Consider the following 19,053-nt stretch of genomic DNA (forward strand, 5'->3'; position numbering starts at 1 on the left):
CTCATATCATTTATGAAAATTATTGTTCCTATGGCTGGACGTGGTTCCAGATTACGTCCACATACACTCACCGTTCCAAAACCTCTTATTCCTATTGCAGGAAAACCTATCGTACAGAGGTTGGTGGAAGATATCGCTAAAGTAGCAGGAGAAAAAATTGAAGAAGTAGCCTTTATCATTGGAGACTTTGGACCGGAGATTGAAAAATCCCTGCTTCATATTGCCGAAAAATTAGGAGCAAAAGGAAGTATATATTATCAAACAGATCCGCTGGGTACCGCTCACGCCATAAAATGTGCTGAAGCTTCTATGCAGGGAGATGTGGTCATTGCTTTTGCAGATACTCTTTTCCGTGCAGATTTCCAGCTGGATAAAAATTCAGACGGAGTAATCTGGGTAAAAAGTGTGGAAGATCCTTCTGCTTTTGGAGTCGTAAAATTAGACAATTATGGCTTTATCACAGATTTTGTAGAAAAGCCACAAACATATGTTTCAGACCTTGCAATCATCGGAATATATTATTTCAACAGTGCTGAGAAATTGATGAGCGAAATTAATTATATCATGGATAATGATATTAAAAATGGCGGCGAATATCAATTAACAACTGCACTGGAAAATCTGAGAGCGAAAGGAGCCAAATTCACTTTAGGAAAAGTAAATGACTGGATGGACTGCGGTAATAAAAACGCAACGGTAGAAACCAACAGCAAAATCCTTGAATACGAAAGAGAAAATATGAAGAATTTCCCGGCTTCTGCAGTGATTGAAAATTCTTTAATCATCCAGCCTTGCTTCATTGGAGAAAACGTAAGGATTTCCAATTCAAAAGTAGGTCCTGGAGTTTCATTGGGAAATAACACCGTTATCGTTAATTCCAATATTGAAAACTCATTGATTCAGGAAAATACAAAGATCAACCATGGAAATCTTTCCAACTCAATGATCGGTAATTCTGCCCAGTATTTTGGGGTCGCAAGAGAAATTTCTCTAGGAGATTTTTCCGTATTGGATTTCTTATCCAAATAAATAAAGTTAGAAATCATTTAACATAAATAAAGATATGTCCAAACCACACAATATATTTTGTGTGGTTTGGCGTTAATATTGCAAAGCATTTGTAATTGAAAAGATTAATACATGAAAAATTGGATATCCGTACTACTATTACTTCTCGTTGTAACGTCTTGTAAAACCCGTAATGCGGCCAGAAACAAAACAGGAACTCCACAGGACAGTACTAGTACTGTTGTTGGGGATAACAGGGATCCAAAAGACGTCAATGAACCTGTAAGTGATAAATTCGCTTTTTTTGAACATGTGATTATTCCGCCTAAATTTGAGCAGATAAAAATCAACAGCAAAATAAATGTGGAGACAGGAAATTTCATTCCTACCCTTGATGCAACCATTTATATTGAAAATGATAAAAAAGTATGGATGAACCTTCAGGCATTCTTCTTTACGGTTGCCAAAGGTATTGCTACTCCGGAAGGAATTAAAGGTCAGGATAAAACCAGTAAAACCTATATTGATTCAGACTTTGATTATCTTAATCACCTGCTGAATGTTAATTTCATTGATTATAAATCACTTGAAAAAATATTACTGGGACGAACTTTTGTAAAAATCAGCGACTCTCAGTTCAATCTTACCCAGAATGCACAGGGATTTAAAATGGCTTCAAAAGTTAATCAGAAAATTGTCACCAATGAAAAAACGAGAGAGTATAAAATTGTTTTACAATATGATACCAATTACGACCTGTTAAGTGTCAATTTAAAAGATGTATTATCTCCTGATGAATTAGAAATATCATACAGCAATTGGGATGAATATAATGGAATACGTCTTCCAAAAAATGTTAAAATAATTATAAAAGGCTCAAAATCTAGTCAAATTTTAATGGAAAATACGAAATTTGACTTTTCGAGGATGGAAACAGCATATTCTGTACCTTCCAGTTATAAGAAAATAGAGATTAAATGATTAAAAAATTTAGCTTTTTAATAGGTATTTTGTTCTTTGGTCTGCACCAGGGGCAGCAAAATAAAGAACAATTGCAGAAGCAGAATGCCGATCTTAAAAAACAAATTGCACAAATAAATTCAGATTTAGCTAAAACAAGAAGCGAATCCAAGCTTTCCGTAGCCTATCTTATGAATGTCAATAAAAAACTGGTCTTAAGAGAAAAGGTTTACAACAATACTCAAAAAGAAAAAAGATTTATTGAAGACGATATTTATCTTCGTCAATTAGAGATCAACAGGCAAAATAAGGAACTCGATGTTCTGAGGAAAAATTATGCCGAAGTTTTAGTAAAAGCCTATAAAAACAAAGGGGTACAAAACAAAGTAACCTTTATTCTTTCTGCCAAAAACCTTGGAGAAGGAATAAGAAGGGTTCAATACCTGAAACAATATTCCGATTTCCAGGATAAAAAAGCGGCCGAAATCACAGATGCTGCAAATCAGATCAAAAAGACCATTACACAAAGGCAGAATTCAATAAAAGACAAAGAAAATCTTTTAATTAATCAGCAAAAAGACTTAACCACCATCAATGCTGAAAAAGCACAGAAGGAACAGCTGGTTACGGAATTCAAGAAAAATGAATCAAAACTGACAGTAGAGCTTAAGCAGAAACAAACTCAGTCTAAAGTTCTTGAAGGCCAGATCAGAGCCATTATTGCGGAAGAAATAAGAATAGCCAAAGCAGAAGAAGAAGCCAGAAGAAAAGCGGAAGCGGAAAAAATCCGTCTCGCAAAAATTGCTGCAGAAAGAGAAAAGGCCAGAATTGAAGCCGAAGCCAAAGCCAGAGCGGAAGCCCTGGAAAGAGAAAGAAAAATAGCCGAAGCGGAATCTAAAAGAGCAACAGAACTGGCAGCTAAGAGAGCTGAGGAAGAAAGAAAACGTACCGAAGAAGCAGCCAGAGCAGAAGCCAATGCAAAAGATGCTGCCAGAAAAATTGCAGCAACGAAAGCCTCTGAAGAAGCCAACGCCAAAGCTAAAGAAGCAACCAATAAGCTAATTGCAGCAAGAGCCGCAGAAGCAGCACTGGAAAAAAGAAAAGACGAAGACAAAAAGGCGGCAGAATCCAAAGCTATGACCAGCTATGGAGTAACCACTCCGGCAGGAAATAATTTTGCAGAAAGCAGAGGTCGATTAGGCTATCCGGCAGACAGAGCAGGACAGATTACCCACCGTTTTGGAAGACAGCCTCACCCTATACTTAAAAATATTGTTGAAGAAAATAACGGAATCAAAATTTCAGTTCCTTCCGGTACCCGTGCAAAATCGGTATTCCCGGGAACCGTTTCTTCAGTATTGGCAAACAATGACGGCACGAAGACTGTAATTGTAAAACATGGAGAATACTTTACTATTTATTCCAACTTAGGAAATGTAAGTGTTTCCAAAGGACAGCAAGTTTCGTCAGGGACTCCTGTAGGGACTATAGCACAGGATTTCGATGGTTCCTATACCCTTGATTTCCAAGTATGGAAAGGAAGTAATCCAGTTGATCCATTAGGTTGGATTGCATATTAAAAAAAGCTAACTTTGTAAAAATTTTAGAAATGGAAACATTAACAATATTATCCTTATCGTGGCAACACATCCTAATCGTTGCGATACTTCTTGTATTACTTTTCGGAGGAAAAAAAATTCCGGAATTAATGAGAGGGGTAGGTTCTGGTATTAAAGAATTTAAAGATGCCGTAAAAGAAGAAGATAAACCGGACTCTGAAAAGAATCCGTCTTCAACGAACAATAATACGCCGCCTAGCAACTAAATTCTACAGAATTAATGAATTTCACCGAGACCGCATGGAAAGTCTTCAATCAATCTATTGAAGACTATCACGTGTTTGATGATGTTAACGCTCTAGTTAATAACCCTTTCGAAAAAGACAGTTTGGAACGGATTTTGTATGCAAAGAACTGGATTGATACCGTTCAATGGCATTTGGAAGATATAATTAGAGATGAGAATATAGATCCGATCGAAGCTCTTCAATTGAAGAGAACAATTGATGCCTCTAATCAGAAAAGAACTGATCTAGTGGAATTTATTGACAGTTGGTTTCTTATAAAGTTTGAAAATATAACTCCGAACCCTGATGCAAAGATAAATACTGAAACTCCCGCTTGGGCAGTAGACAGACTATCCATTCTTGCATTAAAGGTTTATCATATGTCATTAGAAGCCAATAGAGAGTCCGCTTCTGAAGAGCACCGAACGAATTGCCAGGCAAAAATGGACGTGCTTCTTACTCAGAAAGAGGATCTTTCAACTTCTATAGATCAGTTGCTTGCTGATATTGAGAACGGTAATGTTAAGATGAAGGTATACAGACAAATGAAAATGTATAACGATGAAAGTCTTAACCCAATCCTTTATCAAAAGGGGCAACAGAAATGAAAAAACAATTTTTTTTTGGAGTACTATTAATAATAACTGCTTCCTGCGCAACGGAAAAGCTTAACCTTTCCCCGTTGTCCAATAATTTTTACAGCGAAACGAAGGGTTCAGATTCCGGTAGAGATAAAAAGAAGGGCTTTGATATTAATATCAAAGAAAATGTAAACGCTTCTGAAATATCAAATCTTATCTCAACTTTTCCCAAGTTTAAAAATGTCGAAGTAAATGAAGAGATCACCAGTCTGAAATACAGTCTGCAGAACTACTTATATGCAATCGACGCCAACAATTCACCAGGAAAAAACAGGGCTATTAAGAGCTTCGAAAAATCTTATAAAAAAATCCAAAAACTAAGACAACGTCTCGATAAAGATGATGATGAGGTACTCAACAGGTATCTGGTTCGCCTAAAAACCAACATCTCTGTTATTGAAGATTCTTTAAAAGGAAACTAAAACTAATTGCACTATTAATGATTAAAATTCAGGCGGAATCCAATGTTCCTACAGAACACGGCAATTTCCGAATGATTGCTCTCTCTGAAGATGCCAATGACTGGATGCCTCACATGGCCATAGTAGCAGAAAATACAGATTTTTCAAAACCTGTGAATGTACGCTTCCACTCAGAATGTATTACCGGAGAAGTTTTCCATTCAAAAAAATGTGAATGCGGACAGCAACTTGATGCCGCAATGAAATATATCCATGAAAACGGAGGCATTATCGTCTATCTTCGTCAGGAAGGAAGAAATATAGGGATTATCAATAAATTAAAAGCATACTCTTTACAGGAAAAAGGACTTGATACTGTACAGGCCAACCTTGAACTAGGTCTTCCTGCAGATGACAGAAACTTTGGAGTGGCTATTGAAATTTTGAACCTGCTGGGTGTGAAAGATGTCAATCTGCTGACGAACAATCCTGAAAAGGTAAAATACGTCGTAGAAAGTAACATCCATCTTAATTCAAGAATTCCTCTCCAGATTCCGGCTAATGAGAATAGCAAAGGATATTTACAAACAAAGAAAGATTATTTTGGCCATCTTCTGGATGACAATGATAATTAAAGAACAATACATACCAAAAGCTCCGAAAGATATTCTCTCGGAGCTTTTTATTTAAGTAATCCTTTGTAATTGAGGTTATCTCCAATTATTATAAAGCAAAAGCCCCAGGATTTCTCCCGGAGCTTTTTTAATTATAAAAAACTGAAAAGATATTTCTTATTTACTTCGTCTTAATTTTAGACTCGTCGATATGGTAATATTTAATTACACTGTTATAATCAGCATAGTCTACAGCAGCAGCTGCATTTTTGCTTGTACCTGTTTTTGCAGGAACTACTACCACTCTGAATTTTTTCCCTTGATAATAAGTTGGATTTGCCGTTAAACTTAATGTTGGAGTAGAATTGATATTAATTGTGATCGCAAATTTGCTGAAATCAAATAAATAATCAACAGCATCATTATTTGCATTTCCTACATAATAAGTGTAAGGAAGAAGTTTCCAAACCGGTGATCCTCCATCAGTTCCATTCTGCATGTAGATTAATACTACATCAGACTCTACAAGAGGATTATTAAAATCATCCGTGTATCTATAAAGATTATCACTTACCTTGGTGAAACTAGGCGCGATATCGTATGCTACTGAATATGTATCGTAATCCACAGTATTTACTGGCGTTACATCGTCATTATTGTCGCAACTGTAAGCAAAAAGACCTACAAAAGCCATAAGTAAAAATGGAAGAATTTTTTTCATTTTTATAAAAGTTTAGTTATTATACATAAAGCATATTCAAAACATATACCAAAAAACTTAAAAACATTGTTTTCATCATTTTTTTAGTTGTATTTTTGTTCTTATTCAAAAAATCATGAAGAAATTATCATATACTTCCCTCTTTATTTTTTTATTTATAAGTTCAGCTATTACCGCCCAATATCAGCCTAAAAACCTCTCTAAAGAAGATATAAAAAAGGCTCATCAATGGGTTGACAAAACATACAAGTCCCTTTCACAGGACGAAAAACTGGGTCAGTTATTTATTGTAGCATTATATACCAATAAAGACGAGAACCACATCAGCCAGATCAGAAACATCGTTGTCAATGATAAAATCGGGGGATTAATCCTTATGCAGGATGATGCTGCAAGAGAAATTAATCTTGTTAACGAATTCCAGCAAAAATCCAAAGTTCCTTTAATCATCGGAATGGATGCAGAATGGGGCCTTTACCAAAGAATTGCTGCCGCTCATAAGTTTCCCTGGGCTATGACCTTAGGAGCCATACAAGACAAAAATCTGATTGAGCAGATGTCTGCCAAAATAGCGGAAGACTGCCACAGAATGGGTATCAATTGGGATTTTGCGCCAGTAGTTGATGTTAATACCAATCCCAACAATCCGATTATCGGAAACAGAAGTTTCGGTTCGGAAGTGGATAATGTAATTAATTCTGCCCTATCCTATTCAAATGGCCTTCAGAATAACAATATCCTTGCAGCCATAAAACATTTTCCGGGGCACGGTGATACCAGCACAGATTCACACCTTGACCTTCCGGTAGTTTCCCATAGTTTGGACAGGCTTAACAGCATAGAATTAGCACCTTTCAAAGCATTAATGGATAAAGGAATCGGTGGAGTTATGGTAGCTCATCTCTATGTACCGAGTTTGGAACCCGCTAAAGGAATTCCTGCTTCGGTTTCGAAAAACATCATTACAGGTTTGTTGAAAGAGAAACTGGGATATAAAGGCCTTATCATCACTGATGCATTAAATATGGGAGCTGTTGCCAATAAATTTAAGCCCGGTGAACTGGATGCCATGGCCTTCAAAGCAGGAAATGATATTATGCTGTTTTCACAAGGCGTTGCTGATGGGAAAAAATTAATTCAGAAAGCGATTGATAATAAAGAAATTCCTCAGTCTCGGGTGGAAGAAAGTGTTAAGAAAATCCTGTTGACAAAATATTTTTTAGGATTAGATCACTATACTCCCAACAATTCTGAAAACGTTAATAATGATCTGAACAATAACTCTCATAAAGTCTTGGTTCAAAATCTATATTCCAATGCACTGACTTTACTGAAAGACGACAAAAAACTGCTTCCTCTTACCGGAAAACAAGTCTATTACGTTCCGTTGGAAGAAGCTCCTTATCAAACTTTTGCCAATCAACTGGGGTCAGCTGTGATCATCAAAAAAGCCAATGAAGTTAATACAATTCCGGCCAACTCAACGGTGATTGTAGGATTGCATAAAGATAATTCTACAGCCTATAAACCTTATAAAATATCAGCTGAATCAAAGAAGATTCTATCCGAATTAACAAAAAATCAAAATATTATCCTGAATGTTTTCGGAAGCGCCTATGCTTTAAAAGACATCGATATTTCAAAAGTTTCAACCGTTCTCGTTTCTTATGAAAATAATGACGATTCAATGACTGCAACAGCAGATGCTCTTAACGGAAAAACGAAAATATGGGGCAGGCTTCCTGTTCTTGTCAATGACCAGCTGAAAGCAGGAATGGGAATGGATCTCAATCCGGCTGCTGCCAGCACCACCAATATGAACTCAACAGTTTTCACAACATCAAAACAACAGTAATCTAATGAAAATAGGCATACTTTGCTATCCAACATACGGCGGAAGCGGAATCGTAGCAACAGAATTAGGAATGTCTCTTGCCAACAAAGGTTATGAAGTACATTTCATAAGCTCGGCACTTCCTGCAAGACTGGATATCACGAATCCGAATATTTTTTTCCATAGAGTGAATGTCCAGACGTATCCGCTTTTCCAATATCAGCCTTATGATATTGCATTAAGTTCAATGATCTACCGGGTCGTTAATCTTTATAAACTGGATTTACTTCACGCTCATTATGCCATTCCCTATGCATATGCAGCTTTTACAGCGAAGCAAATGCTTATGGAAGACAATAATGACATTCCTTTGGTGACGACCCTTCACGGGACGGATATTACGCTGGTAGGACAGCACCCGAGCTATAAACATGCGGTAGAATTTTCTATTAATAAATCAGATGCAATTACTTCTGTTTCCGAAAGCTTAAAAAAAGATACCCTGCAGTTTTTCCACATCAAAAAAGAGATTCAGGTAATTACCAATTTTATTGATAATTCGGAGTTTGATGACTGTGATGAATGCCAGAGAACGCAGTTTGCCAGTCCGGATGAAAAAATACTGATCCACGTTTCCAATTTACGTCCGGTAAAACGAGTGGAAGAAGTATTGCAGATCTTTAAAAATGTGGAGAAAAAAGTAAAATCCAAACTGATCATTATCGGGGAAGGCCCTGACATGGAAAAGATCAATCAGTTTTTGGAAGAAAATCCAGATCTGATCTCCAAAATCCGTCTTTTAGGAAAAGTGAATGATCTGTATAAAATCTTACAGCTTTCGGATGTATTTTTACTTCCTTCGGAGCAGGAAAGCTTCGGTCTTGCGGCACTTGAAGCTATGGCCGCTTATACTCCGGTTATCAGCTCCAATGCGGGCGGAATTCCGGAAGTGAACATTCAGGGAGAGACCGGATTTTTGGCAGAAATCGGAAATGTAGAAGCAATGAGTAATTATACCATTAAGCTGCTGAGCAACGATGAACTTTTAGCCAAAATGAAAATAAATGCGAAAGAACAGGCTATAAAATTCGATTTGAAAAACATTCTTCCTATTTATGAAGAAATGTATAGAACGACCATCGAAAACTTTAAAAAGGAGGTGTCGAAAGTATAATATTTCTATTATATTTATCGTCACTTATGACGGAAAAACTACTTCAATATCTTTGGAACTTTAAGGTTTTCAAACATTTTGACTTCAAAGATATTGAAGGAAATTCCGTTGAAATACTAGAGTTTGGAAAATGGAACTCGGATGCCGGCCCGGATTTTTTAACTGGAAAAATCAAATTCAATAATGTAATATTGGCCGGAAATATTGAGCTTCATGTAAAAGCATCCGACTGGATTTTCCATAACCATTCTACAGATCCCAATTACAAAAATATTATCCTTCACGTCGTTTTCTATAACGATACTTCTATTGATGATTTTACCATCAATAATATCCCAACGCTAGAGCTTAAAGACTACATCGATGAAAATATTCTCTGGAAATACGAAAAACTTTCAGGTGAAAATCAATTCATTCCCTGTGAGCGTATTTTTGATTCTCAAAAAATTCCTGTTAATTTTCATGAAGGAAATATCCTAAGAAAACTGGAAGAAAAATCCCTGGAATTTGAGCATAGTCTGAAACAGTATAAAAATAACTTTGAAGCGGTTCTATTCCACAGTTTAGCATATTCTTTCGGACTAAAAGTGAATGCCTATATTTTCCGGCAGATCGCTGAAAGTGTAGACTTCAGTATTGTTAATAAAATCCGGCAAAACCCATATCAGCTGGAAGCTTTGTTATTTGGAATTTCAGGATGGCTTGAAACTGACGAAGATGAGCAGATGAAGATATGGAAAAGAGAATTTACTTTTATCAAAGCAAAGTTCAATATTCTGGATTTACATTTTCATCCTAAATTTTTGAGATTACGTCCACCTAATTTTCCTACGATCCGGCTTTCTCAACTCGCAAACCTTTACCATCAGCAGCAAAATATATTTTCTAAAGTGATCGTTGCAAAAAACTCGGAGGAATTATTTGCTATTTTTAAAGATAGTAACGCTTCCGAATATTGGGATAATCATTTTAATTTCGGAAAGATATCCAGTAGTAAATATCCCAAGGTGGTAAGTAAAGATTTTATAGATCTTGTTATTCTCAACACGATTCTTCCCTTAAAATATACCTATCACAAATATCATCATGAAGAAATTTCGGAAGAGATCATCAGTTTTTACCGAACGATTGCTGCAGAAAAAAATTCAGTGACCAAAAACTGGAAAAACATGGGGACTTCTATTCCCACTGCCTTAGAAAGCCAGAGTCTTATTTATCATTACAAAAGTTTCTGTGAAGAAAAAAATTGCTTACATTGCAGTATTGGATTTAAAATTTTAAAAGAATCTTCAAATGTTTGATAATATCCGCCATAAAATGGAAAGAGAATGGTTTGGTGTTCTTACGAGAATGGGCGCTAAACTGGGGATTCCCGTGTCTAAATTACGGGTATTCTTTATCTATTCAACTTTTGCCACGGCAGGCTTTTTCTTTTTAATTTATCTGGGACTTGCCTTTACTCTTTGGATTAAAGACATTTTCATAACAAGGAGGCCCAGCGTTTTTGACTTATAATTATGGAATTTTTACAGATCACCTCATCAGAGGATTATAGAGTTCAGGAAATATACAACTCTTACTCCAGCACCTTTCCTGAAGATGAAAGGAGAGACTGGAACCAATTCGTAGATTTATTTTCAAATCCTTATGTGAAGATCATTTCGGTCCTTCACGAATCTAAAACAATTGGATATCTCATTATCTGGGAACTCAGCAATTATGTTTTTGTAGAACATTTTGAAGTGTTTGCGGAATTCAGAAGTCAGAAATTAGGCTCGCATATCACAGGCTATTTATTTGACAATTATCCGCGGATTATTTTAGAAATAGAGCCTGAACATCTGGATGAAGATGCCAAAAGACGGTATGCTTTTTATCAGAGAAATGGATTCAGATTGATTGATGAAGCCCATGTACAGCCCAGCTACGGCGAAGGGAAGAAACCTTTAGACCTTTGGCTGCTGGCTAATTATTCTCCTGAAAACCTCAACATCATCAAAGACGAAATTTACGATATCGTTTATCATTAACATAAAAAAGTCAGATTACTCTGACTTTTTCTTTTTTTATTTATTTTTATGAAAACCTGCTCGATGTTCTAAGCATCAGTTAACTTCATATTCCAGTTTGATGGTAATACTGGCTTCTTTCTCTTTGGAAGACGTATTGAACGTTCCTCCGTACGAATAATCTTCGTTTGAATTAGGAGCTGTAATCTGAACTACACCCATCGTTGCCTTTTTAAGGTGACCTAAACTGCTTCCGGAGTTCTCCGCAATTTTCTCCGCACGTTCTTTGGCGTCTTTTGTCGCGCTGGCAATCATTTCCTGCTTCACAGTCGATAATTTTGTGTAAAAGTAAGATGGCGATGAAGAAGTGAATTCAATCCCACGGTTAATAATCTCTGTAATATTTCTGGAAACGTTTTCAATTTTAGCCACTTCTTTACTTTCAATGGAAACTTTTTGGGTTAAATTATATCCGGAAAATTCTCCCTGGATATTATTTCCGTTGGCATCATTGTAATTTCTGAATTGCTTTTGAATATCTACGGACGAAAATACAATTTCATTCTGCTTAATCCCTTTTGAAACAAGATAATCATTGATCACTTTTCTGTCCATTGCCAATTCATCATAGGCTGATTTCAGATCCATATTATTCTTCGAAAAACTTCCGGACCAGGTGATAAGGTCGGCAGTGAAATGTTTAGTTCCTAAACCGGTTACAGAAATGGTGTTTTCAGATTTATTCCTGTTTTTTATGGCATTTCCAAGAAGACCGAGACCGAGTACAAATCCTAGTGCTCCAATGGCAACGGTGATAATACTGCTTTTATTCATAAAATTTGTGAGTTGGGGTGATTTAATTTTTCACAGAAAGTATATCAATTTCCGTTCCGAAATTTTAAGATTTCTTTAACATTATTCTGACTTGCCGGAATGTTTTAACCGATCGACATATAAGGGAATCGTTTCTTCCAGTCTCAGCAGGACTCCAGACAAATTTTTAGCTTTCACATAGGTTCTTACCTGAGGTTTAACAAGAAAAGAAAATTCTATAAACTCTGAAATTCTTTCCGCAGGAATGCCTGCCTGTGTAAAATAGTCTTCGTCGACTCTATTTTTAATCCAAGAAATGTGTTCCTGAAGATCATCGTATTTATATTGTCTTTTTTGCTTTCGGGCTTTTCCGCTAATGAGATCATATACTCCCTGAACATTAAGACTTCCCAAAAGCATTGGCAGCAAAACGCTTTTTACTTCTGCCGGTTTTTCCCTCATTTTTCCAATCGGCTGCGGAAGTCCGACTGCCTGCTGAACGATTTCTCCCTTATCTACCTTCGCCACTATTCTGGAATCTTTTGACAGATCACCTGTAAGTTTTTTGACGATCTGTACTTCTTCTATCTCTTTTGGAATCGGGATAAGGCTGACTAATAACGGAGGATTATTACCATCCGTCAGAACTCTCGTAGAAACTCTTCCGAAATCTTCTTTGACAAACCTCAACTCGTCATTTTGTGAAGCTTCAATAGAAAATGCTCCTTCAGCATTCGAATAGGTTTTATGATCGGTAGCCATATTGATAATGATAACACCACTCAAATTGATTCCGTCATTATCCACAATTCTCCCTGTGACGGTTTGCTGTGAAAACAAATGCGTAAACAGAAAGACCAGGAAAACAAAAACTATTTTTCCGGTAAGTGCATATCTGTATTTGCTTTTGAAATTCAATGTATCTTTTTGTGTTTTTTATCTGTAATGTAATTGTTTAGCCTTCAAGTTTATTCGTCTTTTTATACTCCTGAAATGCTGCTTTCAGTTCAAATTCTATGGCTGCCACATTAAAATCTTTTCTATATAATTTTGCAAGTTTTTTGGTGTCATTGGCATAGAGTAAAAAACGGTCTATCTGTTCATCACCCATTCCATATTTCCTGAGAAAATCAAGATTCATTTCTTCCTTTACTCTTTTAATAAAATTTTGAGTCTCATTATAATCAGCTTTCGTGATCTTAGGCTTGCCTGATTTTTTAATCAAATTTACTACAAGACCGAGAGCTCCTAATACATCTCCCTGCCCTGCAGCAAAGTCATGACCTCCAAATTGTTTCGGAATCGTGTTTTTTGGCAACGGCTCATTGAGAGGACTTCTCATATAATCATCCAATCCGGATTTTAAAGAAGCTATTTTTCTTGACTCGTCGAGATGTTTGCTATCCCTTTCCAGATTTCCTGTAGGCTGGTACTTAATCTTTACTTCGGGAATCAGGATTTCAGCATGAGGCAAAACGATCAGTAATGGATTTCTGATGTCTTGTTTAGTTATCTTCCTGTCAACACGATAATAGCCTTCCTTTACAAACCTGAGCTCGTCATTTTCATCAGCATCAATTACAAAATTTCCGGAAGCATTACTGAATGTGCTTGTATGATTGGAAATATTCACTACTAAAACAGAATTAAGGGTTGAACTTCCATTGTTATCTATAATGCTTCCTGTAATCTTTTGCTGTGAGCATACATCTGCAAAAATAAAACAAGGAACTGCATACAGACTTTGTCTGATATATCTTCTCATTACGGTCTATCTTTGGGTTTGCGGAGCACGGTAAGAAGAAATTCTGGTCAGTACAAAACGCTGAAATCTATATAAGTCTGCATCACTGCAAAATCCATATTTTAAGATCTTTTTCCTTTCAAAACCTCCCGCCAGCACATAATAAATAAAATGGTCTATCAGAGGTTTTTCTATTTTCAGATGGATAAAATATTCATCCCCCAAAGCAGTTCGAAGGTAGGTTACAAGATCTGTATCATCCCATCTGTCTTTCACTTTTCCAATTGAAAAGCCCTGTCCTTTAGGCTGTACAAATTCACCGGGTCTTGCGGCCAATATCCTAGGATCTGATTTCTGAGCAATGTAGCGGTCTATCTCTTTCGTCAGTTTCTCCACTTTTGGCTTATTGAGGTTCTTGGAATCTATCCTCAAGTTTCCGGTAAGCCCTTTTTTCACTTCAACCTCAGGAATCAATATGGTTGTTCTTGCCAGACTGACGTTTAAAGGAGACTCTATGTTTTCTTTGGATATTTTTTTCATCATCCGTTCATAGCCGGCTTTTATAAAGCGCAGCTCATCCCCTACTCTTCCTGAAAGCATAAAGTGCCCATCCTGGTTAGATGCCACCATTTCGTCCGTTCTTATATTAATGACGGCAACATCCGCCATCTCGCTGCCATCTTCAGTGGTGACTTTCCCAAAAATATAGCTCTGGGCATTCAGATTGATAAAAAAGATGGTAGATAAAAGAAAGAATAATTTAATTTTCACGGGCTGTTTTTAATAAAGCAAAGCTAAAATTATTTTTAAATGTAATCATAAGTTTAACCTCAGTTAACTTGTTTTAGGATTTATTTTTGATTTTTAATTCTAAAACTGTTAAAGAGCCGGCCCAAATTGTTAAAATCCCACTTAAATTTTAGCTAAATTGCAGTCTCAATTCTATTAAAACAATGCAAAATTCTTATACAGTGATCAATGCTTCTGCGGGTTCAGGGAAAACCTATGCCCTTGTACAGCGGCTTTTGATGATCTGTCTTCGTTATCCGAATCAGCCGCATTCAATCCGGAACATTTTAGCACTTACCTTCACCAATAAGGCAGCCAATGAAATGAAGGAACGAATTTTATCATGGCTGGGAAATTTTGCTTCTGATCAGTTTGCAGAGAATGCAGATCTGAAAAATATACAGAAAGCTTTTGAAGAACAGGGCTTAAGGATTACCATCGATGAACTTCACCTTCGCTCTAAAAAACTGCTGGATTATGTTCTTCACAATTATTCCACGTTAAATATCGGAACGATTGACAAGTTTAATTCAAGGCTGGTACGTAGTTTTTCTTATGAGCTGGGACTGGCTAAAAACTTTAACCTTGAAATTGATGCAGAACCTTTTCTGATCGAAGCGGTTGATAAAATGCTTGATCAGATTGGTGAAAATGAGTCGATCTCCAATTCTTTCATGGATTATGTGGATTACAGCCTCGAAAACAATGAAAGGATCAACCTCAACAAAAGTCTTTACGGATCAGCAAAAGAGTTTGTAAAAGATATTCATTATGAACATCTTAAAAGCAATAAAAGTTTTGATGATACGACGTATGAAGACATCAAAAATACGCTTCGGAAAGAAATTGTAGCCAATAAAAAACAATCAACAGAACTTGCTTTACAGTCTGTAGATTTATTCAAGTCCAGAAATATAGAGATTGAAGATTTCGCCCAGGGTAAAAATGGACTTGGAGGATTCTTTACCAAGGTTTTGGATTTTTATCAGCAGAAAAGACCGGGATTTCCTTTTCCAACGACGCAGGAAGAATCTGTGGTCAATAATTACAGAAAGGGAGCTTCTTCAAAATCAAAAAGTAAAGAGCCGGACATCTTAGAAATTCTAGAGCAGCTCCTTGAAAGCAGGATGAAGCTTATTATTTTATATATCGAAACGCAAAAGAAAGAGAAAATTTTGTTTGCTCTTCTTCCTTTAAAGGTCAACAAGGATATTCAGGATGAATTAAAAAAAATTGAAGAGGAAAATGATCTGGTTTTACTTTCAAAATTTAATATCCTGATCAATGAAAACCTGAGAAATGAGCCTTCGGCTTTTATTTATGAAAAAGTAGGTTCACAGTTTCAGCATTACTTTTTTGATGAATTTCAGGATACTTCAGAACTTCAGTGGCAGAATTTTGTTCCGTTGAGGGATCATAGTGTATCCTCTAAGAACACCTCTTTCACATTAGTTGGAGATCCAAAACAGAGCATCTACAGGTTCCGTGGCGGAGAAAGCAAACTCATGCTGGATATTATCAATAAAAAGGAATTTGCCCCTAAACAAGCTGATCTTCTGGTTCTGAAAGACAACTGGCGCAGTGCCACCAATATTGTTCAGTTTAATAATGAATTATACCAATACCATTCCCGGGATCTGGAGGAGGAACATAAAAATATTTTCGGGACGGATGCTGAACAAAATTCAAAGTCAAAAATTGCAGGAAGGGTAAAAGTAAACCTAATTGAAAATCTTACCAATGAAGATTTCTACAACGATACTTCCGAACGGATGCGTAAAGATATCCAGGAAAGTCTTGACAACGGTTTTAAGTTTTCGGATATTACAATTTTATGCCGTGGAAACTTCGATATTTTCAGCTATTCACAGAAATTGGGAAATCTGAAAGTACAGTACCAGGGTGGAGAGACCAATATTAAGACAATTTCCGATAAAGGACTGACGCTTGAACTATCGAATACGTTAAAGGCGGCCATCGAATTTCTGAAATGGGAAATGAATCCTAAAAGCAAACCCAATCTGATTATGATGATGTATCATCTTAATACGTTGGGAAGGGTTCAGATGGCAGATTTCACGCTGGAAATGAAAAAAATCCTGGAAATTGAAACGCATGAAGAGATTCTTCAGTTTCTTCATGAAACGTATTCTTTACATCTGAAACAGGACAACTTCCCGAAGTTTAACCTGTATAATTTTGTTGAATATTACATCAACGAATTTTCTATTGAGAACAAGGAAACTGATTTTCTTCTGAACTTCCTGGAAATGCTTTTTAATTTTACCCAAAATGCAGGTGCAAGTACAAAAGAATTTTTAAAATACTGGGATGAAGAAGCCTCAGCCTTCACTATTCAGGCTTCAGAAAACATCGACGCCATTCAGATTATGACGATTCATAAATCGAAAGGTTTGGAGTTCCCTATTGTCTTTATTCCAATGATGAATAAAAACAGAGATAGCGAGTTTACTAACTGGTTTGAGACCGACAACAATGATGCCCTGAAATCAGTTAATATCAATCAGTTCAGTAAAAACCTTGAGGTGTATGACGAATCTATTGAAAAATTCAACAAGCAGAATTCATATAAAAACCTCATCGACAGATTATGTTTACAATATGTGGCGACCACAAGACCTGTGGAACAGCTTTTCTTTTACCTTCAAAAACAAAATAAAACTTCAAACAATCTTGAACTGTTAGCATTCCTTCAGGAAAAAAACACAAGCGAAGCAGATGAATTTGACCTGTATCCTGTGGATCCTGAGCTGTTAAAAAAACAGTCGAAACATAAGAGTTCATCATTCAAAACACAAAACATCCGGAATTTAAAAAATATCAATGAAAAAAGTACCTCGATAAAGATTGCAACGCCATCGAAAAACTATCAGGTACGGGTTGAAAAGGTAAGAATAGGTCTCTTCGTCCACGAATTATTATCAAAAATAAACACTCGAAAAGATATTGTTAAGGTCCTGGACAGTTATGTTCTGGAAGGTTTGATCACTCTGGATGAGAGAAATGAAATTCAGCAGACCTTAGAACATATCGTCACCACCTATGCTGAATTTTTTGACGAAAAGTGGAATGTTATCAATGAAAAGGACATCATGATCACCGTACGCGGGAAAAGCAGAATCTTCAGACCCGACCGTATTCTGAAAAATGGGGAAGATCATGTGATTGTAGATTTTAAAACCGGAGAACCGAAAGAAGATGACGTCATGCAGATCGAAGGATATAAAAATATTCTGGAAAGCCTTGGGAGAAAGGTTTCGAAGACCCAGCTTATTTATTTATAAAAAAACTTCCTTGATTGAAAACCAGAAATATTTTTACCAATTCATTAAAAAAATAAAAACCCGCTATTCCTAAGAATGGTGGGTTTTGTATGTAAACGAATCCTGGTATTATGCCTTTGGATCCGGAGTGAAAACTCTCTGGGACAATTCCTGGTCAAAAAGGTATAATGCAGATGGGTTATCTGAAACCATTTTGATTTTGGTAACATACTGTGAAGCACTCGCCTCTTCTTCTACCTGCTCATTGATGAACCACTGAAGAAAAGAAGTCGTTGCAAAATCACCTTCGTCATTGGCATTTTTAACAATATTAAAGATACTTTTCGTTACCGTTTTTTCGTGCTGTAATGCTTTTTCGAAAATATCAATTGCATTTTCAAACTCATGCGGAGGTTTTGCGATTTCTCCGATAATGATTTGGCCTCCTACATCATTTAAATAGTCGAACATTTTATCTGCGTGCATCAGTTCTTCTTTACTCTGAACTCTGAAATAGTTGGCAATTCCGTCCAGGTCAATTCCTGAAAACCATGCAGACATTGAAAGATAATATTGTGCGGCGTATTGTTCGTGTGCTATTTGTTCGTTAATTAATTTTGCAATTTTTTCGCTTACCATAATAAAAATTTATATTCAAAATTATGGAATAAAACCCCGAAATCAAAAGTTTTAATGAAAATTAATGCAAAAAGGATGGAATTACTTCCATCCTTTTTGCATTAAAAAACTAACATTATAAGCTGTTATTTTACCTCAGCAGCTCCTGTATTCATTGGTTTCCTCATCATTTTTCCTTCCTTCATTCCCTGCTTTCTCTGCTCCATTTTAGCTTTTCTGTCTGCCTGCCATTTATCATACTGCTGTGGAGTTAAAATATTTTTCATTTCAGCATCCATTTGGGCTCTTTTCGCTTTCATCTGATCCATTTGGGCTTCTCTGTTCTCTTTGTTCTGATCAAAGGTAGCCTTCATTTCAGCCTTTCTTTTTTCATTAAGCGCTTTTATCTGGGTAACCTGAGTTTGATTCAGGTTAAGATCTTTCTGCATCTGTGCCATATGCTCCTGCTCTCTTTCCTGCATTTTTTGCTGCATTTCTGCTCTTCTTGCTTGTTTATCCTGCGGAGTAGTTGTTTGTTGCGCCATGGCAAAACTTCCCATTCCGATCATTGCTATTGCTAAAATTAACTTTTTCATC

Annotated in this window: 20 protein-coding genes; 13 read left to right on the top strand and 7 right to left on the bottom strand. The window is 36.3% G+C overall.

Annotation, left to right across the window (positions count from 1 at the left end; all coding sequences use genetic code 11):
- The first annotated feature begins 12 nt into the window (after positions 1–12).
- From IW15_RS14815 to ribA, 7 genes are all read left to right on the top strand, one after another.
- Positions 13–1,029, top strand: coding sequence for a sugar phosphate nucleotidyltransferase (locus IW15_RS14815; protein WP_034712789.1), 1,017 nt, complete (start codon positions 13–15; stop codon positions 1,027–1,029).
- A gap of 111 nt (positions 1,030–1,140) precedes the next feature.
- Positions 1,141–1,989 (top strand): DUF4292 domain-containing protein, encoded by an 849-nt coding sequence (locus tag IW15_RS14820; RefSeq protein ID WP_034712792.1) that lies wholly within the window; start codon positions 1,141–1,143, stop codon positions 1,987–1,989.
- The gene (locus IW15_RS14825; protein ID WP_034712795.1) at positions 1,986–3,548 is read left to right on the top strand and encodes a murein hydrolase activator EnvC family protein; all 1,563 of its coding nucleotides are present in this window, start codon (positions 1,986–1,988) and stop codon (positions 3,546–3,548) included. The genes IW15_RS14820 and IW15_RS14825 overlap by 4 nt, the downstream gene beginning before the upstream one ends.
- 29 nt (positions 3,549–3,577) lie before the next feature.
- Positions 3,578–3,793 (top strand): twin-arginine translocase TatA/TatE family subunit, encoded by a 216-nt coding sequence (locus IW15_RS14830; RefSeq protein WP_034712799.1) that lies wholly within the window; start codon positions 3,578–3,580, stop codon positions 3,791–3,793.
- Positions 3,794–3,807: 14 nt separating this feature from the next.
- Entirely contained in the window at positions 3,808–4,422 is a 615-nt protein-coding gene (locus tag IW15_RS14835) for a DUF4254 domain-containing protein (RefSeq protein WP_034712801.1), read from the top strand.
- Complete coding sequence (locus IW15_RS14840) at positions 4,419–4,877, top strand: hypothetical protein (protein ID WP_034712803.1); 459 nt, start codon at positions 4,419–4,421, stop codon at positions 4,875–4,877. The genes IW15_RS14835 and IW15_RS14840 overlap by 4 nt, the downstream gene beginning before the upstream one ends.
- Positions 4,878–4,894: 17 nt before the next feature.
- Complete coding sequence (gene ribA / locus IW15_RS14845) at positions 4,895–5,491, top strand: GTP cyclohydrolase II (protein WP_034712805.1); 597 nt, start codon at positions 4,895–4,897, stop codon at positions 5,489–5,491.
- Between the two features lie 160 nt (positions 5,492–5,651).
- Here the strand turns inward: ribA and IW15_RS14850 are convergent, their stop codons facing one another.
- Entirely contained in the window at positions 5,652–6,191 is a 540-nt protein-coding gene (locus IW15_RS14850; RefSeq protein WP_034712807.1) for a hypothetical protein, read from the bottom strand.
- Between the two features lie 115 nt (positions 6,192–6,306).
- Here IW15_RS14850 and IW15_RS14855 point away from each other — a divergent pair, with 115 nt between their 5' ends.
- Genes IW15_RS14855 through IW15_RS14875 form a run of 5 tightly spaced genes read left to right on the top strand, consistent with a single transcriptional unit; the run spans position 6,307 to position 11,229 of the window.
- A complete protein-coding gene (locus IW15_RS14855; protein WP_034712808.1) occupies positions 6,307–8,046 on the top strand; it encodes a glycoside hydrolase family 3 protein in 1,740 nt (579 codons plus the stop codon).
- 4 nt (positions 8,047–8,050) lie between these two features.
- A complete protein-coding gene (bshA, locus tag IW15_RS14860) occupies positions 8,051–9,199 on the top strand; it encodes an N-acetyl-alpha-D-glucosaminyl L-malate synthase BshA (RefSeq protein WP_034712811.1) in 1,149 nt (382 codons plus the stop codon).
- 26 nt (positions 9,200–9,225) lie between these two features.
- Positions 9,226–10,500 (top strand): DUF2851 family protein, encoded by a 1,275-nt coding sequence (locus IW15_RS14865; RefSeq protein WP_034712813.1) that lies wholly within the window; start codon positions 9,226–9,228, stop codon positions 10,498–10,500.
- Positions 10,493–10,714 carry a PspC family transcriptional regulator gene (locus IW15_RS14870; RefSeq protein WP_034712816.1) on the top strand — a complete coding sequence of 74 codons (222 nt, stop codon included), beginning with the start codon at positions 10,493–10,495 and terminating at the stop codon, positions 10,712–10,714. Before IW15_RS14865 ends, IW15_RS14870 begins: the two co-directional genes overlap by 8 nt.
- Before the next feature lie 2 nt (positions 10,715–10,716).
- A complete protein-coding gene (locus IW15_RS14875) occupies positions 10,717–11,229 on the top strand; it encodes a GNAT family N-acetyltransferase (protein ID WP_034712819.1) in 513 nt (170 codons plus the stop codon).
- Positions 11,230–11,304: 75 nt separating this feature from the next.
- Here IW15_RS14875 and IW15_RS14880 read toward each other — a convergent pair whose 3' ends face one another.
- From IW15_RS14880 to IW15_RS14895, 4 genes are all read right to left on the bottom strand, one after another.
- Positions 11,305–12,042 carry an SIMPL domain-containing protein gene (locus IW15_RS14880; protein ID WP_034712823.1) on the bottom strand — a complete coding sequence of 246 codons (738 nt, stop codon included), beginning with the start codon at positions 12,040–12,042 and terminating at the stop codon, positions 11,305–11,307.
- Between the two features lie 81 nt (positions 12,043–12,123).
- Complete coding sequence (locus tag IW15_RS14885) at positions 12,124–12,939, bottom strand: carboxypeptidase-like regulatory domain-containing protein (RefSeq protein WP_051882065.1); 816 nt, start codon at positions 12,937–12,939, stop codon at positions 12,124–12,126.
- Between the two features lie 37 nt (positions 12,940–12,976).
- Positions 12,977–13,786, bottom strand: coding sequence for a peptidase associated/transthyretin-like domain-containing protein (locus IW15_RS14890; RefSeq protein WP_034712826.1), 810 nt, complete (start codon positions 13,784–13,786; stop codon positions 12,977–12,979).
- Positions 13,787–13,792: 6 nt separating this feature from the next.
- A complete protein-coding gene (locus IW15_RS14895; protein WP_034712828.1) occupies positions 13,793–14,536 on the bottom strand; it encodes a hypothetical protein in 744 nt (247 codons plus the stop codon).
- A gap of 182 nt (positions 14,537–14,718) precedes the next feature.
- On the opposite strand from IW15_RS14895, the gene IW15_RS14900 reads away from it, so the two are divergent.
- Positions 14,719–17,859, top strand: a complete 3,141-nt coding sequence (locus IW15_RS14900; protein ID WP_034712830.1) for a UvrD-helicase domain-containing protein — start codon at positions 14,719–14,721, stop codon at positions 17,857–17,859.
- 108 nt (positions 17,860–17,967) lie between these two features.
- Here IW15_RS14900 and IW15_RS14905 read toward each other — a convergent pair whose 3' ends face one another.
- The gene (locus tag IW15_RS14905) at positions 17,968–18,477 is read right to left on the bottom strand and encodes a ferritin (protein WP_034712833.1); all 510 of its coding nucleotides are present in this window, start codon (positions 18,475–18,477) and stop codon (positions 17,968–17,970) included.
- A 125-nt stretch (positions 18,478–18,602) separates the two neighbouring features.
- Positions 18,603–19,052 (bottom strand): hypothetical protein, encoded by a 450-nt coding sequence (locus IW15_RS14910; protein ID WP_034712836.1) that lies wholly within the window; start codon positions 19,050–19,052, stop codon positions 18,603–18,605.
- Between the last annotated feature and the right edge of the window lies 1 nt (position 19,053).

Origin of the sequence: Chryseobacterium soli (assembly GCF_000737705.1) — a bacterium.
Classification (GTDB): Bacteria; Bacteroidota; Bacteroidia; order Flavobacteriales; family Weeksellaceae; genus Chryseobacterium; species Chryseobacterium soli.